Origin of the sequence: Catenulispora subtropica (genome assembly GCF_039531675.1) — a bacterium.
Classification (GTDB): Bacteria; Actinomycetota; Actinomycetes; order Streptomycetales; family Catenulisporaceae; genus Catenulispora; species Catenulispora subtropica.
This window is the reverse complement of record NZ_BAAAQM010000103.1, coordinates 1-15,173: the sequence shown is the minus strand read 5'-3', so window position 1 is coordinate 15,173 and position 15,173 is coordinate 1. Positions and strand designations below refer to the sequence as shown.

12 protein-coding genes are annotated in these 15,173 nt (G+C 70.2%); 5 read left to right on the top strand and 7 right to left on the bottom strand.

The features are described from left to right. Nucleotides 1-241 precede the first annotated feature (241 nt). The 4 genes from ABD466_RS43650 to ABD466_RS43635 all read right to left on the bottom strand — a co-directional run bounded on the left by ABD466_RS43650 (nucleotide 242) and on the right by ABD466_RS43635 (nucleotide 4,522). Entirely contained in the window at nucleotides 242-1,090 is an 849-nt protein-coding gene (locus ABD466_RS43650; RefSeq protein ID WP_344663216.1) for a geranyl diphosphate 2-C-methyltransferase, read from the bottom strand. 105 nt (nucleotides 1,091-1,195) lie between these two features. Beyond that, nucleotides 1,196-2,167, bottom strand: a complete 972-nt coding sequence (locus ABD466_RS43645) for a hypothetical protein (RefSeq protein WP_344663215.1) — start codon at nucleotides 2,165-2,167, stop codon at nucleotides 1,196-1,198. Nucleotides 2,168-2,170: 3 nt separating this feature from the next. Then, nucleotides 2,171-3,607, bottom strand: a complete 1,437-nt coding sequence (locus tag ABD466_RS43640) for a family 2B encapsulin nanocompartment shell protein (protein WP_344663214.1) — start codon at nucleotides 3,605-3,607, stop codon at nucleotides 2,171-2,173. A gap of 219 nt (nucleotides 3,608-3,826) precedes the next feature. Continuing rightward, on the bottom strand, nucleotides 3,827-4,522 hold the full coding sequence (locus ABD466_RS43635) for a TetR/AcrR family transcriptional regulator (protein WP_344663213.1): 696 nt from the start codon (nucleotides 4,520-4,522) through the stop codon (nucleotides 3,827-3,829). Nucleotides 4,523-4,575: 53 nt separating this feature from the next. Here ABD466_RS43635 and ABD466_RS43630 point away from each other — a divergent pair, with 53 nt between their 5' ends. Continuing rightward, nucleotides 4,576-5,733: an FAD-dependent oxidoreductase gene (locus tag ABD466_RS43630; RefSeq protein ID WP_344663212.1), complete on the top strand. Its 1,158-nt coding sequence runs from the start codon at nucleotides 4,576-4,578 to the stop codon at nucleotides 5,731-5,733. Between the two features lie 24 nt (nucleotides 5,734-5,757). On the opposite strand, the gene ABD466_RS43625 is transcribed toward ABD466_RS43630, so the two are convergent. Beyond that, entirely contained in the window at nucleotides 5,758-5,952 is a 195-nt protein-coding gene (locus ABD466_RS43625; protein WP_344663211.1) for a type 2 periplasmic-binding domain-containing protein, read from the bottom strand. 127 nt (nucleotides 5,953-6,079) lie between these two features. Continuing rightward, nucleotides 6,080-6,589, bottom strand: a complete 510-nt coding sequence (locus ABD466_RS43620; protein ID WP_344663210.1) for a MarR family winged helix-turn-helix transcriptional regulator — start codon at nucleotides 6,587-6,589, stop codon at nucleotides 6,080-6,082. Between the two features lie 100 nt (nucleotides 6,590-6,689). Here ABD466_RS43620 and ABD466_RS43615 point away from each other — a divergent pair, with 100 nt between their 5' ends. Next, on the top strand, nucleotides 6,690-8,246 hold the full coding sequence (locus ABD466_RS43615) for an MFS transporter (protein ID WP_344663209.1): 1,557 nt from the start codon (nucleotides 6,690-6,692) through the stop codon (nucleotides 8,244-8,246). On the opposite strand, the gene ABD466_RS43610 is transcribed toward ABD466_RS43615, so the two are convergent. Continuing rightward, a complete protein-coding gene (locus ABD466_RS43610; protein ID WP_344663208.1) occupies nucleotides 8,230-12,498 on the bottom strand; it encodes a discoidin domain-containing protein in 4,269 nt (1,422 codons plus the stop codon). The genes ABD466_RS43615 and ABD466_RS43610 overlap by 17 nt on opposite strands. A gap of 492 nt (nucleotides 12,499-12,990) precedes the next feature. Here ABD466_RS43610 and ABD466_RS43605 point away from each other — a divergent pair, with 492 nt between their 5' ends. From ABD466_RS43605 to ABD466_RS43595, 3 genes are all read left to right on the top strand, one after another. After that, nucleotides 12,991-13,626 (top strand): RraA family protein, encoded by a 636-nt coding sequence (locus ABD466_RS43605; RefSeq protein ID WP_344663207.1) that lies wholly within the window; start codon nucleotides 12,991-12,993, stop codon nucleotides 13,624-13,626. Nucleotides 13,627-13,631: 5 nt separating this feature from the next. Beyond that, nucleotides 13,632-13,973: a DUF5713 family protein gene (locus ABD466_RS43600; protein ID WP_344663206.1), complete on the top strand. Its 342-nt coding sequence runs from the start codon at nucleotides 13,632-13,634 to the stop codon at nucleotides 13,971-13,973. 198 nt (nucleotides 13,974-14,171) lie between these two features. Further along, entirely contained in the window at nucleotides 14,172-15,122 is a 951-nt protein-coding gene (locus ABD466_RS43595) for a phosphatidylinositol-specific phospholipase C (protein WP_344663205.1), read from the top strand. Nucleotides 15,123-15,173: the final 51 nt, after the last annotated feature.

Sequence of the window (15,173 nt, the reverse complement as noted above, 5' to 3'; positions counted from 1 at the left end):
GTGAGGCGTTCGGGGTGTTGGGGTGGGCGGGCGGGGGGTTCGGGGCCGGGGTCGATGTCGTGGCGGTGCCGGTGTGGTGAGGTGGTTTCCGGTGGGGTTTGCCAGGGGGGCCGTGCTGGTGGGGGTTGTGTGGCCGGGCCGGTGGGGGGTGTCAGGCTGGTGAGGGGTGCCAGGCTGCTGAGTTGTGTGGTCAGGGGGTTGTGATCGGCGCTGGTCAGGGTCATGGGGTGTGGTTCCTTGCCTAGACCTTGTCGGCGGCGATCATGAGGTAGTGGAAGCTGCCTTCTTTGTAGGCGGTGAGGAATGCTTCTTCGATGCCGGTGGTGACGCTGGATTGCTGGCGCAGTTCCCAGTAGGGGATGGTGGCGGCGGTGAGGTCGACGACGGAGATGGGGATCAGGCCGTTGGCGGCCAGGGCGGAGAAGTAGCCGCTGCGGGGGTGGATGTCGCAGATGTAGTGGGCGTTGATCTGGCTGACGGAGCGTGAGGGCAGGCGGCCGTAGGCGTCGTTGTAGCAGCCGGTGATGGTGACGTAGCGGCCGCCGGGCGCCAGGGCGCGGGCGTGTTCGGCGAACAGGGTGTCCAGGTCGACGTACATGGTGGATTCGTTGTTCCAGATGGCTTGGAAGGTGCCGTCTTCGAAGCCGTTGTCGAGCATGTTCCGCAGGTGGTAGCGGACTTTGCCGGCCAGGTGCATCTGTTCGGCGCGGTTGTTGGCGAAGTCGACCTGCTTGCCGGAGATGGACAGGCCGTCGACGCGGCAGCCGAAGCGCAGGGCGGCCATGAGGCTGGTGCCGCCGCGGCCGGAGCCGGCGTCCAGGAGCCGGTGGGTTTCGGTGATGGGGCCTAACTGGTCGAGCAGGAAGTCGGCTTGGGCGGTTTCCAGGCGGTGCATTTCGGCGATGACGCGGGCTTCGCGGTCGGTGTCGGGGCCGGTCAGGACGGTCCAGTCGACCTCGCCGATGCCGTAGTGGTGGTGGTAGATGCCGTCGACGTCGCCGAGGCGCAGGTTGACGGGGTTCTTCTCCTGGTCCCAGTAGTGGGCGACGGATTCCTGGTAGCGGCTGGTGACGGCGGACTGCGGACCCATGTGTGGTTCACCCTTCGTCGTGGTGGTGTGTGGTCGGCTGCTGTGGCGGGGCAGGTGTTGACCGGGCTGGTGAGGTCGGGGTTGGGCTGGGTTCGGAGTCAGGGGTCAGGGGGCGGTGTGGAAGGTGTGGTGGCCGCCGAGCCAGGTCCACAGTGCGGCCAGGTAGCGGCCGGTGGCGGGGTCGGCGGTGGCGGCCAGTTCGGTGGCGTGGTGGTGGAAGGCGTGCATGGTGTCGTCGTGGATGGCGGCAGCGCGGCGGGTGGCGGCGGGGGTGCCGAGACGGTCGGCGCGGGCGATCGCGGCGGTGAGGCCGGTGGGGGCCGGGTGGGCGAGGTCTTGTAGCAGGGCTGCGGCCAGTGCGGCCAAGTGTTGTGTGCGTTGCAGGTCGGGGTGGGCGGCTGCGGCGGGGCTGAGTTCGTAGCCTTCGATGGCGTCCAGTGCGGTCAGGGCGGGGCTGTAGGCGTTGATGTGTGCGTGGGAGAGGTGTTCCCAGGGTGGGTGTGGGCCGGAGCCGGTGGGGGTGGCTGCGGCCAGGGCCTGGTAGGCGCGGCGGACTCGGTCCAGTTGGTAGGGGGAGGCCGGTAGGGCGCTGAGGGCGGCCAGCGCCGAGCGTAGGGCTGGCTGGTCGCTGGTAACGGGACTTGGGGCGGGGGTTGGGTGGCGTGCGGTGTGGGGGGTGTCGCAGGCGTCGTAGATTTCCTGGAGTGCGATGTCCAGGGCCTGTACGAGTACGGGTGCGGGCCCGGGCGGGTTGGGCGGGGGCGGGGCTGCGGCTTCGATGAGTTTCCCGACGGCCAGGAGTTGTGCGGCGGTGGTCAGGCGGGCGGGGTCGTCGGTGTCGGGGTGGGTGAGTACCGCGAGCTGCCCGTGTCCGGCGATCGCCTGTGGCGGTAGTCCGAGGCTGTCGGCCCACTGGTGCAGGCGGTGCTGGACCTGCTGGGCCAGGGCGGGGTGGGTGCGCACGGCGGTGGGGCAGTACAAGGCGGCGACGGCGCGCGCCGGTCGGCTGGTTTCGGCCAGGGTGGCGGCGGAGGTGCCGATTCCTGTGGGGCCGGGTGGCGGCAGCCCGGGGGTCATGGTTCAGCTCCTCGGGGCGGCGATGTCGACGTTTTCCAGGATGCCGATGGCGTCGGGGACGAGGACGGCGGCGGAGTAGTAGGCGGTGACCAGGTATTGGATGATCGCTTTTTCGGTGATGCCCATGAAGCGGACGTTGAGGCTGGGTTCGTATTCGTCGGGGATGCCGGTCTGGTGCAGACCGACGACGCCTTGGTGGGTTCGGCCCAGGCGCATGGCGATGATGGAGGTGGTGTGGCCGTCGGTGATGCCGATCTTGCCGCAGGGGTAGATGGGGACGCCGCGCCAGGCGGGGAGTTGGTGGCCGTCGATGTCGACGGTGCCGGGGTAGAGGCCGCGTTTGGTGCATTCGCGGCTGAAGGCGGCGATGGCTTTGGGGTGGGCGAGGAACATGTGGGTGCTGCGGCGCATGGACAGCAGGTCGTCCATGTCGTCGGGGGTGGGGGGTCCGGACCAGGTGGAGATGCGCTGGTCGTATTCGGTGTTGTGGAGGAGTCCGAAGTCGCGGTTGTTGAGCAGTTCCCATTCTTGGCGTTCGCGGATTTCCTCGATGGTCAGGCGGAGTTGTTCTTTGACCTGGTCCATGGGGTCGTTGTAGAGGTCGGCGACGCGGGAGTGGATGCGCAGGACGGTTTGGGTGAGGGACAGCTGGTATTCGCGGGGTTCGAGTTCGTAGTCGACGTAGGTGCCGGCGAGTTCGATTTCGCCTTCGTGGCCGGCGGTGATTTCGACGTGGGCTTCGCCTTTGGTGTTGACTTTGCGGCCGGTGCGGGTGACGAAGTCGGTGAGGTGGTCGCGCAGGTGGTCGTTGTCTTGGACGGTGCGGCGGAAGTCGTCCCAGGTGAGGACCATGAGGGTGCCGGCGGTGGTGGCTTTGACGGTGGCGTTCCACAGGGGGTCTTCTTGCAGGAGGGCTTCGTCGCCGAGGTGGGCGCCGTCGGTGAGGACGCCGAGGGTTTCCGGTTCGCCGTAGGCGCCGGTGGTGGTGCGTTCCACGCGGCCGTGGGCGAGGATGAACACTTCGTCGATGGGGTGTCCGGCTTCGGCGATGGTGTCTGCGGGCCGGAATTCGCGGGGGGTGAACAGGGTGGCGAGGTGGGCCAGGAGGGTGTCGTCGGTGAAGCCGCGCAGGGCGGGGATTTCGCGCAGGGTTTCGGGGATGATGCGGATGTCGTCGGCGCCGTTTTGGAGGAAGGCGACGCGGCCGCGGCCGACGGCGTGGGTGAGGCGGCGGTTGACGCGGTAGGTGCCGCCGGATACTTCTTCCCAGGGCAGGCGGCGTAGCAGCCATCGGGAGGTGATGGCTTGCATCTGCGGCTGGGTTTTGGTGGTGGTGGCGAGGTTGCGGGCGGCGGTGGTGCTCAGTGACTGCGCTGTGTCGGGGCGTTCGGGGCTGGGGTCTTCGTGGTGTTCGGCGGTGCGGTCCGGGGTGGTCGTCATGGCCGGGTCCTCCTTGTCGTGCCGGTGCCGGTGCCGGTGCCGAGATGGGGCTCCTTTTCGAGTAAGGCCCAGTGGGCGTGGCCGGCACCAGGGCGCGACGAGGTGGCGGATGGGGTGTGGTGGTGGCGCGTGCCTGCTCGAACGAGCGGGTTTGGGGGAGTTCCGGTCCTGATAGGCCTGGGTGTGCTGGTGGGGTGCGGGCGGGTTTGGTGGCGGGGGCTAGTGGTGTTCGGGGGTTGTGAAGTGGGTGGCGACGGCGTCGAGGATCCAGTTCAGGCCGGTGGTGAAGGAGGTTTCGGGGTCGGTGTCGGTGCCGTCGTGGACGAGTTTGGCCACGGTGGGGTAGCGGCCGGTGGCGAGCATGGTGGTGAGGTAGGGGCCGTGGGCGCGTTGCCAGTCGTGTTCGGTTTGGCCGGTGGCGCGTTCGGCGCGCAGGTTGGTGATTTCGCGTCTGATGGCGCCGGTGGTGTAGGCGCTGACGGTTTCCACGGCGCGGATGATGGTGTCGATGTCGGCCAGGCCGTCGAGGGCGGCGAGGGTGGTTTCGGCCAGGGCCAGGCCGTGGGGGCCGAGGGGGTGGCGGCCGCCGAGCAGGTCGGCGAGCCATTCGTGGCGCAGGGCGGCTTGGCGGGTGCGGTGGGCGCGGGTGCTCAGTGCTTCGCGCCAGGTGTGGGGGTGGTGGTCGGGGAGGATTTCGGCGTTGATCTGGTCGGTCATGAGGTCGAAGAGTTCTTCTTTGGTGGAGATGTAGCCGTATAGCCGCATGGGGCCGGCGTCCAGGCGGGCGGCGACTTTGCGGACGGAGACGGCTTCCAGTCCGCCTTCGTCGGCCAGGGCGATGGCGGCGGTGACGATTCGTTCGCGGTCCAGGGGTACGGGGCGCGTCGGGGGTTCGGGCCGGTCCCACACAGTCATGGTGACACCGTACTGTTGCGATCCGCCGTCCCCGGAAAATACAGTGTATTGACATGAGACACCGTATCGCTGTGGTGGGGGGCGGCCCGGGCGGCCTGACCTTCGCCCATGTCCTGCACCGCCACGGCTACCCCGTCACCGTCCTGGAACGCGATCCGTCCCGCGACGCCCGGCCGCCGGGCGGCACGCTGGACCTGCAGGAGAAGATGGGCCAGGTCGCGCTGGACAAGGCGGGGCTGCTGCCGTGGTTCCAGGCGCTGTCGCGTCCCGAGGGGCAGGCCATGCGGATCCTGGACACCGACGGGGCCGTGCTGCGTGACTGGCGGCCCCGGCCCGGCGAGCGGGCCAATCCCGAGATCGACCGCGGGCAGCTGCGCGAGCTGCTGCTCGGCTCGCTGGAGGTCCAGTGGGGGCGGGAGGTGACGCGGGTGGAGCCCGGCGGCGGCGACGGGACGGTGGTCCACTTCGCCGACGGGCCGCCGCAGAGGTTCGACCTCGTCGTCGGCGCGGACGGCGCCTGGTCCCGGACCCGCCCGGCCGTGTCGCCGGCCAGGCCGCACTACACCGGCGTCACCACGGTCGAGACCTCCCTGGACGACATCGACACAGCCCACCCCGGCCTGGCCGAGCTGGTCGGCGAGGGCTCCCTGGGGGTGTACGGGGTGAACCGGTCCCTGGTCGCGCAGCGCAACAGCGGCGGCCACGTCAAGGTCTACGCCCGCTTCCGCGCGCCGCTGGACTGGCACGCCCACCTGGACCTGGCCGACCCCGAAGCGGTGCGGTCGAGTCTGCTGGCGATGTTCGACGGCTGGGCCGATTCCGTCCTGGGCCTGCTGCGCCACGGCACCGCCTTCGCCCACCGGCCTCTGCACGTGCTGCCCGTGTCCCACACCTGGACCCATGTGGCCGGGGTGACGCTGCTGGGCGACGCCGCGCACCTGATGCCGCCGCTGGGCGCCGGCGCGAACCTGGCGATGCTGGAAGGCGCCGAACTCGCCGAAGCCATCGCCACCAGCACCAGCACCAGCACCAGCTCCGGCACCGGCGCGGCAGGGCTGGCAGAGCTGGACGCCACCGTCCGCGCCTTCGAGGAAACCATGTGGGCGCGCGCCGCGAAGTGGGCGCAGATCACGAGCGCCGGCCTGGAACGCCTCGTGAGTCCGGACCCCGCCGAGGCCGTCGCCGTGTTCGACGAAGTCCAGCCGTCCTGACCGCCGGTCCTGGCCGCAGAATCCCTACGACGTCCCCGGGGCCGCGGCCGCACGGACGGTGGCGGCCAGATGGTCACGGAACCAGCGGTGCCCGGGATCGGCGTCGGTGCGGGGATGCCAGGCCATGCCGAACCGGACCGCCGGTAGCGGCAGCGGGATCGGGAACGTCCGCAGCCCCAGAGCGGCCCCCGCCTCGGGAAGCCAGTCGGCCGGCCGCAAACCGATCAGATCGGTGTCGCGGGCCAGCAGCAGCGAGGCGGCCCCGCCTGAGGCCCCGCGTCATCCACCCAACCGGCCCGGTGCCCTGGTGCCCGTTGGCCCGTTGGCCCGGTGGTGCCGCGGGTCCTCAGTGGATCTCGGCGGGTCCTCCGGTGTGTTCCTCGGCGCGCAGCAGCATCTTCTTCAGCAGTGTGTTGACGCGGGCGCGTTCGTGGTCGTCGAGGGCGGCGACGATGTCGTCCTCGACGGCTTGCTGGACGCGCATGCCGGCCATCCACTTGGCGTGTCCGGTGTCGGTGAGTTCCACGTCGACGCGGCGGCGGTCGGCGGTGCCGCGGATGCGGCGGATGAGGCCGGCCTGTTCCAGGGAGTCCAGGCGGCCGGTCATGCCGGCGGGGGACAGCAGCAGTTCGGCGGCCAGTTCCGAGGGGGTGGCGCGGCGTTCGTCGCGGGCGGCGAGGCGTTGCAGGGTCTGGAACTCCGAGTCCTGCAGGCCGACTTCGGCGTACATGTGGCGCTTGGCGTTGGCGATGTGCTTGGCGAGCATCTGCAGCCGGGTGATGACGGCCTCGACGGTTTCGTCGAAGGGGGCTTTGCCGCGCCAGCGTGCCAGGTGCCGATCGACGGAGTCGTCCATGCCGACAGTATGGGGCGCGCCGCGGATGTTTCGCCAGCTGATGACTCTGTGGCGAGTATTTCGTTGACGAATCATTCGGCGGCGAAATACTCTGCGGGCCATGAGTCCCCTGCAACGCCGCCTGCTCTACGGCCGCACGACCGCCGCCCTGGCCACCTCGCTGATCCCGACCACCCTCACCCTGGCCGTGGTCCACCGCACCGGCAGCTCCTCCGCCCTCGGCCTGGTCCTGGCCGCCGAACTCGTCCCGATGCTGCTCCTGCTCCCGGTCGCCGGGGTGTTCGCCGACCGCTTCCCGGCCCGCCGCATCGTCCTGGCCGCCGACCTGGTGCGCGCCGCCGCCCAGGCCGGCATCGGCGCCGAGCTGCTCATCGCCGGCACGGTCCTGCCGGTGCTGGCCGCCCTGGCCGCCGTGACCGGCGCCGCCGTCGCCTTCGGCACCCCGGCGGTCAGAACCCTGGTCACCGCCACCGTCCAGGGCCCCGAACGGCAGCGCTTCAACGCCCGGCTGTCGATCTGGCAGGGCCTGGCCCAGTTCACCGGGCCCGCCGTCGCCGGCACCCTCACCCTCGGCATCGGCACCGGCTGGTCCTCGCTGCTCACCGCCGCCCTGTTCACCGGCTCCGCCCTCACCCTCGGCGCACTGGCCGTCCCGGCGCGCGCCGCGACGACACCGGCGCCGAAGACCACCCCCGGCCCGGCGGCGGCGGTCCCCGCGCCGGTCCCCGCGCGCGCCTCGTTCCTGGGCGACCTGCGTGCCGGATGGGCCGAGACCCGGCGTCATCCGTGGTTCATCGCCAACGTGATGGGGCACGGCGTGTGGCACCTGGCCGCCGGCTTCCTGCTGACCCTGGGCCCGGTGATCGCGATCAGGCACCTCGGGGGCGGCACCGCGTGGGTGGTGATCCTGCAGACCGGGACCGTGGGGATGCTCGCCGGTGTGTGGGCGGCCGGGCGGCGGCGCGTGCGACGGCCGCTGGTCGGCGTCGCCGTCGGCGCCTCGGCCTACGCGCTGCCGCTGGCGTGCCTGGCCGCGCGGGCGCCGCTGCCGATCGTGCTGGCCGCCTACTTCACCGCCATGTTCGGCCTGGGCGTGCTGGACCCGCTGTGGGAGACGACGGTGCAGCAGCGGATCCCCGCCGACGCCCTGGGCCGCGTCGGCTCCTTCGACGCGCTCATCTCCTTCGCCGCCCGCCCCCTCGGTCTGGCCGTCGCCGCGCCTGTGGCCGCCGCCGTCGGCACCACCGCGCCCCTGGCCGTGGCGGCCGTGCTCGTCGCCGCCGCCAACCTGGCCGTGCTGGCGCTGCCCGAGGTGCGCACCGCCGACCCGGCAAGCAGCGCCACCATTACCGCCGCTGACGAAGAAGCCGCGCTGGCCGCTGCGGCGCGCGCCGCAGCCGTCGCCATCCTCGCCGCGCCCGAGCCGATGCCCGACACCTGGCCGGCGCCGGAACCGGCGCCAGAACCGGGGCCCGTGCCGGCGCCCGGACCAGGGCCTGCACCGGCGCGCGAACCCGCGGCCGCCCCGGCGGCGCCGCTCAAGGCGGGAGCGCCGAAGCCGGCCGCCGAACCCCGGCGGCCGGCCCCGGCCCCTCCCGCCGCCGTTCAGATGGCGAACCACCCCGGCCGGGCGGCGGCGGTCACGGATTCACCGTGATCGTGAACGTGCTGGTCGTGTTCTGGATGTTCACATCGTTGTCGCTCTCCACCAGGTGGTTGAACGTCACCGACCCGACCGCCGGGCCCTGGCCGGTCTCCGGCAGCGGGTTCGCCCACACGCCGAAACCGGACTTGCCGTTGCCGAAGCCGTCGTTGTCGGCGTGCGCGCCGGTGATCGTGGTGTTGGTGAACACCGTGTCGGTGAACGCATTGGCCGCCGAGCCGCCGACGTAGTCGGTCTGGAACATGATGCCGGTGTAGGTGGGGTCGGTGATCGTGGCGTCGCTGACCCTGATGCCCTGGAACGGCTGCGTCGCCGAGAACGCCCAGATGGCGCCGAAGGCCTGGTTGCCCCAGAAGTGGCCGCCGTCGCGCGCCAGCGAGAAGTTCTTGATCGCGGTCTGCGGCGTCGACTCGAACCCTTCGAACGGGAACCCGAAGTTCAGTGAGCTGATCGTCAGGCCCGGATAGCACAGTGTGTCGGACACGGTGAAGTTCTGCACCGTGTTCCCGCCGCCGCCGTATATCGCGACCCCGGCCGCGCGCCACGGCGCGATCGCGGTCACGTTCTGGATGGTGTTGTTCGTCAGTTTGCAGCCGCCGCACTGGTCCTGGGCGGCGAACAGCGCGAAGCTGTCGTCGCCGGTGGTGCGGGCCTCGTCGTTGGAGATGAGGTTGCCGGCCGAGCCGTTGGTCAGGTTCAGGCCGTCGGCCATCGTGTCCCGGATCCGCAGGTTCGTGAACGTCGAGTTCTGCACGTTCGACGCGCCCCAGACCCCGACCACGTTGTGTTCGATCCACACGTTGTCGATCGTGATGTCCGACTGGTTGCGCAGGTCCCAGGTGTGGCCGGGACCGTCCTGCCGGGTGGTGTAGTTGCCGAACCACGCGAACCCGGTGAACGACGACCCCGAGGCGCCGGACTGCAGATCCCAGCCGGTGTCGGTGTCGGTCTGCCCCGCCGGGGCCACGAACTGCGCGTACCACACGCCGGCGCCGACGACCTTCACCGGCTTGCCGTAGACCAGCAGTTTCCCGGTCACCGCGTACTGTCCGGCCGGCAGGTACACGCCGGTGAACGCGCCCGTGGTGTCCATCCGCACCTTGTCCAGGGCGTTCTGCACGTCCTGCTGGGTGAACCCGGCCGGGGTCAGCAGGTGCGCCGGGTCCGGGTTCGCCGTCGGCGCGGTCTGCTCCAGGTTCATGAAGTCGATCGCGTACTGCGAGGAGTTGCCGGAGTCCTTCTGCAGCTTGAACACGGTCCCGGCCGGATAGGACTGCGCCAGCAGGAAGCTGGACTCGTCGTAGATGTGCCGGGGTGAGCCGGCCGACGGCGAGTCACCCGGGGAGGTCTCCGACCCGTACAGCCACGCGTAGTGCGACGTCAGGTTCAACGGCTGCACCAGCTGCCCGTTCGCATACAGGTCCAGGGTGGCGTTCTGGCCGCCGCCGCCGGGCGCGTCCGGGATGGAGTACCGCAGCACGAACGTGTTCGACGCCTCCCGGGACGTCCACGCCACCGAGTCGCCGGTGTTGTCCAACGTCACCGCGCGCCGCGCCGTCGCCTCCCCGGCGATGTCGCCGATGGTGCGGTTCGGGCCGACCGTCGCCGCCGACCCGCCCAGGGTGCCGTCGGTCGACTTGTAGGAGTCGTACGGCATGTTCGCGCCCTGCCCCACGAACAACGGCGTGTCCGAGGTCAGGTGCGGATACTTCACCGGCAGCTCGTTCGCATCCGCCGCCAGCACCAGGTGCGCGGTGTACTTGCCGTTCGCCGCCGTCCACGTGCCCACGCTCACCGGCGCCGCCGAGGCACCGGCGGCGATCACGCCGGACACCGACCCGGTGAGCGTGGCCACCGTGGTGTTGGAGGCGTCCAGCAGCGTCAGCGTGACGCCGTGCGAGCCGGACGTGGTGGCGATCGTGCCCTGGTTCTTCACCGTCACCGAGAACACCACCTGGCTGCCCGCCGCCGGCGTCGACGGCGTCCACGCCACCGAACCCACCAGGTCCGCCGACTGCACCGGCTTCACCACCAGCGCCGTGGGGTTCGTGAACGACTGGTCCGCGGTCAGGTTGAAGTTCTTGTGCGACTCGTCGACCTTCGTCGTCAGCTGATACGAACCGGCCGGCTGGGTGCCGATCGGCGCCGACACGTTCGCCGCCGCCCCCGCGGCCAACGCCCCGACGGTGGTCGAACCCACCTTCGTCGACCCCAGGTAGAAACCGACGTCGGTGGCCACCGACGCCGCCGTGCCGCCGTTCTTGATCACGGCGCTCGCCGTCACCGCGTCGGTCTCCACCGGGGCGGCCGGGCTCCACGAGCTCGCCACCGGCGACAGGTCCGGGTTCGGCGCCGGCGTGCCCATCACCTGCAGCTCGGCGACCTGCCCGCCGGGGGCGCCGCTGTTGGAGGTGATCGACACCTGCACGTCGGCGACCCGCCCCGACACCGGGATCGACACCGAGTTGCCGTTGCCGTTCGGGTCGAATGAGTACGTTTTCGCCGCCGCCAGCGTCGTGAACGCCGAGGCCGACTGCTCCCGGCCGGACACCGCGATCGTCTGCGTCCGCGCCGACCACGCCGAGGCCGGGTTCAGCTTCACCACCACCGAGGACACATCCGCGTTCGCCCCCAGATGCACCGTCAGCTGCGACGGATACGACGACCCCTCGAAATACGTCGTCACATCGCCGTCGTTCGCCATCGCCGGGGCGTAGGTGAAGGTGTGGGCGGTGCCGTCGACCGGCTTGTTCAACGCCAGGTTCGTGCCCGTCCCGCCGGACCCGGTACGGGTCACCGTGTTCGACGCCGCCGACTCCAAACCGGCGGCGTTGCTCGCCGTCACGGAATACGACACCGTCAGCGTGTCGGCGACCGCATCGGTGTAGGTCAGGGTCGACCCGCCCACCGAGGCGATCTCGGCGCCGTCGCGGTAGACGTTGTAGCCGGTCACGCCGACCGCGTCCGATGAGGCGTTCCAGGTCAGCTTGACCTGGCCGGACGCGGGCTGCGAGAGGGCCAGATCGCTCGGCGCCGTCGGAGGCGTCGCCGCCGAACCGGAGCGGGTCACGCTGTTGCTGTTCGCCGACTGGTCGCCCGAGGCGTCCCGGGCCCGCACGAAGTACGTGACCGTCGCCGTGGCGGCAGGATTGTCGGTGTAGGTGGTGACGCTGCCCGGCACCGAGGTCAGCAGCGTGTTGTTCGCGTACACGTCGTACCCGGCCAGGTTCGGCGTCGACGACGCCGTCCAGGTCAGCGTCACCGCCCCGGCGCTGTTCTGCGTATAGGCCAGGTTCGTCGGCGCCGCCGGCGGCTGCGTCGAACCCGACGGGCCGTAGACCTCGAACTCGGAGACCTGCCCGGCCGGCCAGCCGGTGTTCGCCGTGATGGCCAACCGCACATAGCGGGTCGTCACCGCCGCGAACGAGATCGTCACCGAGTTCCCCGTAGCGGGGTCGAACGTGTAGCCGGCGGAGGGCACCAGGTCCGTGAACGACGAGGCGTCACTGCTGCCCTGCACCGCCAGCGTCTGCGTGCGCACACCCCACGACGTGGACGGCGGCAGCTTCAAAACCACCTGGTTCACGCTGATCGTCGCACCCAGATCCACCTGCAGCCACTGCGGGAAGGCGTTGTTCGCCGACTCCCAGTACGTGGAGGAGTCGCCATCCGCGGCGTTGGACGCCACATAGCTCTGCGACACCCCCGAGGCCGACATCGTCTTGCCCAGCGCCAGGTTCGTCGTCGAAGCCGCCGCCCCGTACACCTCCAGCTCCGCCAGCTGCCCCGCACTCCAGCCGGAGTTCGCGGTGATGTCCACCCGCACGAACCGCGCCGACGTCACCCCGAAACCGATCGTCACCACGTTGCCCGACGCCGGATCGAAGGAGTAGGACGCCGAAGCCACGATCGTGGAGAACGTCGACCCGTCGCCGCTGCCCTGCACCGACAACGTCTGGTTCCGCTGACCCCACGACGCCGGCAGCTTCAGCACCACCTGGTTCACCGACGCCGAAGAACCCAGATCCACCTGGGCCCACTGCGGGAAGGAGCCGTTGGCCGACTCCCAATAACTGGAGACGTCGCCATCGGTGAGGTTCGCCGCCACATACGGGCCGTTCGCGCTCGAGGCCGACGCCGCCCTGCCCGCCGCCAGGTTCGCCCCGCCCGCGGCCGGCGCCGCGCCGGCCGACGGCGGGTTCGGCACCAGCGCCGCCAGCAGCACCGCCGCCAGCAGCGCCAGCATGCGCCCCAGCGCAGGTCTTGAAGACAGTGATGATCGTGAAGGTCGTGATCGAAGCCGCATCGGTGTCCTCACATCGAGGCTCGCAGGAATGGTGCGGAAAAGGGATGCGCCGGCCGCCGTACCCCGCCCCCGCGACACACCCCCAACCCACCTCGAGTTCTTACCGAGGCGGCTCGGGAACTTTCTCGGTTCTGGCGACTTCTTGCACATTGCTCGGTGCACGGGAAAGTTACAGTCGGGTTATGAAGGGGTCAAGACCTCGACGTCCAACCAGCGAACCCTGAGACGGACCCCACCGGCGCCAACCGGCAGTCGCAAGGCACAGATGCGCAGGTGTCGACTGCCGATGCGGCCACTGACGGATCCGTGACAGCTTCATGAAAATCTACGACTGACGAGGATGGTCAGCGCAGGCTCGGCACCCGTCGGCGCGCGCCGAGCCACACCGTGACCGAGCCCTGATGGCGTGGCCGTGCACTAAGGTCCGGGGTCATGAGCGACACCACCCCCGGCACGGACACCGGCCCCGGCACCACCTGGACCTCCCCGACGACACTGGCGGACCTGCTCGGCGGCGACCAGGTCATGGACATCGGCATCCGGGCCCTGTGGACGCCGGCGCCGCGCGTGGCCGGGCCCGCGTTCACCGTGCGCTGCCCGCCCGGGGACAACCTGATGCTGCACGCCGCGATCTACCGCGCCGAACCCGGATCGGTGATCGTCGTCGAATCCGGCGACCTCACCCGCGCCTTGGCCGGCGGCAACGTCATGCGGATCGCGCAGCGCCGCGGCGTCGCAGGGTTCGTACTGGACGGCACCGTCCGCGACATCGCCGAGGCGCGGGAAGCCGGATTCGGCGTGTATGGCCGCGGGGTCGTGCCGATCCCGGGGGACAAGGGCGTCGTCGCGCCGCTGAACGAGCCGGTGCGGGTCGGCGGCGTCACGGTACACCCCGGCGACGTGGTAGTCGCCGACGAGGAGGGGATCGTGGTCGTGCCGGGGGACAAGGCCCCGAGCGTGTTCGCCGACGCCGCGGCCAAACAGGCCAAGGAACAAGCGCAGACGCTGGAGGAGTGGGAGGCCGCCCACCGCGCCAAGATCGAAGCACTGCTGGCCGGGCGGCGGTGAGGAACGTGGCGATAACGAACCAGCGGATCCTCGACTACGAACTGCTCGGGGCGCTGTATGAGGACGACTACTTCCCGGACCACGTGCTGGACAAGGGCAAGGCAATCCTGCAGCGGCTGTGCGAGCGGATCGAAGCCGACCCGCCGCCGGACCTGCAGGCGCTGTATGTCCTCACCCACGCCGCGACCGAGGAGTTCAACGCCCTCGAAGCCGAATTCGACGCCGCCGGCAGCGAGATCGAGACCGTGGCGCGCGAGGAGATCGGCGAGGCGTTCTGGGTGATCGCGCAGGCGTATGGATACCGCGACGCCGACAGCGAGGAGCTCATCGCCACGCGGGAATGGTGAACTGACGCAGCGATGCTCACGGCGCGCGCCGGGACTCTGATGGAGACGGCGGTCGCGGTCGGTGGGAGCTGTGTCGGCGAGTTGGGCATGGACGGTTCAGCAAGGTGCGGATACGCTCCCCGAGCAGCTCACGACTGTCCCGCCCCGCTCGCCGACACCTCTGCCACCACCTCTGCCATCAGGCCCTTTGGAGCGCGCATGAGCCTTTCCCGTCGCACCGTGCTGAAGTGGGGGATCGGCGGCGGTGTCGCAGCCGCCGCGCCCTCGATCCTCGCCCCGGCCGCCGCCCGCGCCACCTGGCCGGTGACCCCCGGCGGGCTGCCGACCGACAGCTGGCTGGGGCACCTGCCCTCGTCCCAGTCACTGCTGTCACTGACGATCCCCGGTACCCACGACTCCTGCTGTGAGAACCCGGCCTACGGCACCGAGTGGTCGCACACGCAGAACTGGGGGATCCCAGAGCAGCTCGGACAGGGCGTACGGTTCCTGGACATCCGCTGCAACGGCCTGGAGGGCACCGCCAGCGAGATGGGCGTCTACCACTCCAGCTTCTACCAGTACATCCGGCTGCAGGACGTCCTCGACCAGTGCCGCACCTTCCTGGCCGCCCAGCCCACCGAGACCATCGTGATGCGGCTGCGCAACGAGAACGCCGGGGGACAGGCCCTGTCCGACGCCGAGTTCCAGCGCCGCTTCAACTACTACCTCGACACCCTCGGCTACCGGCCCACGTTCCACTTCTACGGCTGGCCCACCCTGGGCACCGCCCGCGGCAAGATCGTCCTGCTGGCGGACTTCGCGTTCCCCGCCGAATGGGGCCTGATCGGCTGGTCCAGCAGCAGCAACGACTACATGATCACCCAGGACACGTTCCAGTCGGTCGGCCTGGACACCAAAGGCCAACTGATCATCAACCAGTTCGACCAGGCATACCTGAACCCGGCCTCATCGCGGATGTATGTGAACTTCCTCAGCTACGCCGGCGGCACCTGGCCCAAACTCAACGAGCAGTACGTCATGGACCACGCGATCTACCCGTACCTGTCGGCGCGCACACAGCAGCGGGCCCGGTTCGGAATCGTGCCGATGGACTTCCCCGACTTCCACGTCAACGTGCTGCAGATGCTGATCGACAAGAACTTCGTCTAGGAGCTGTTCGGGGTTCGGATCATGTGTCTCGTCAGGCTAGGTTCGCGCGTT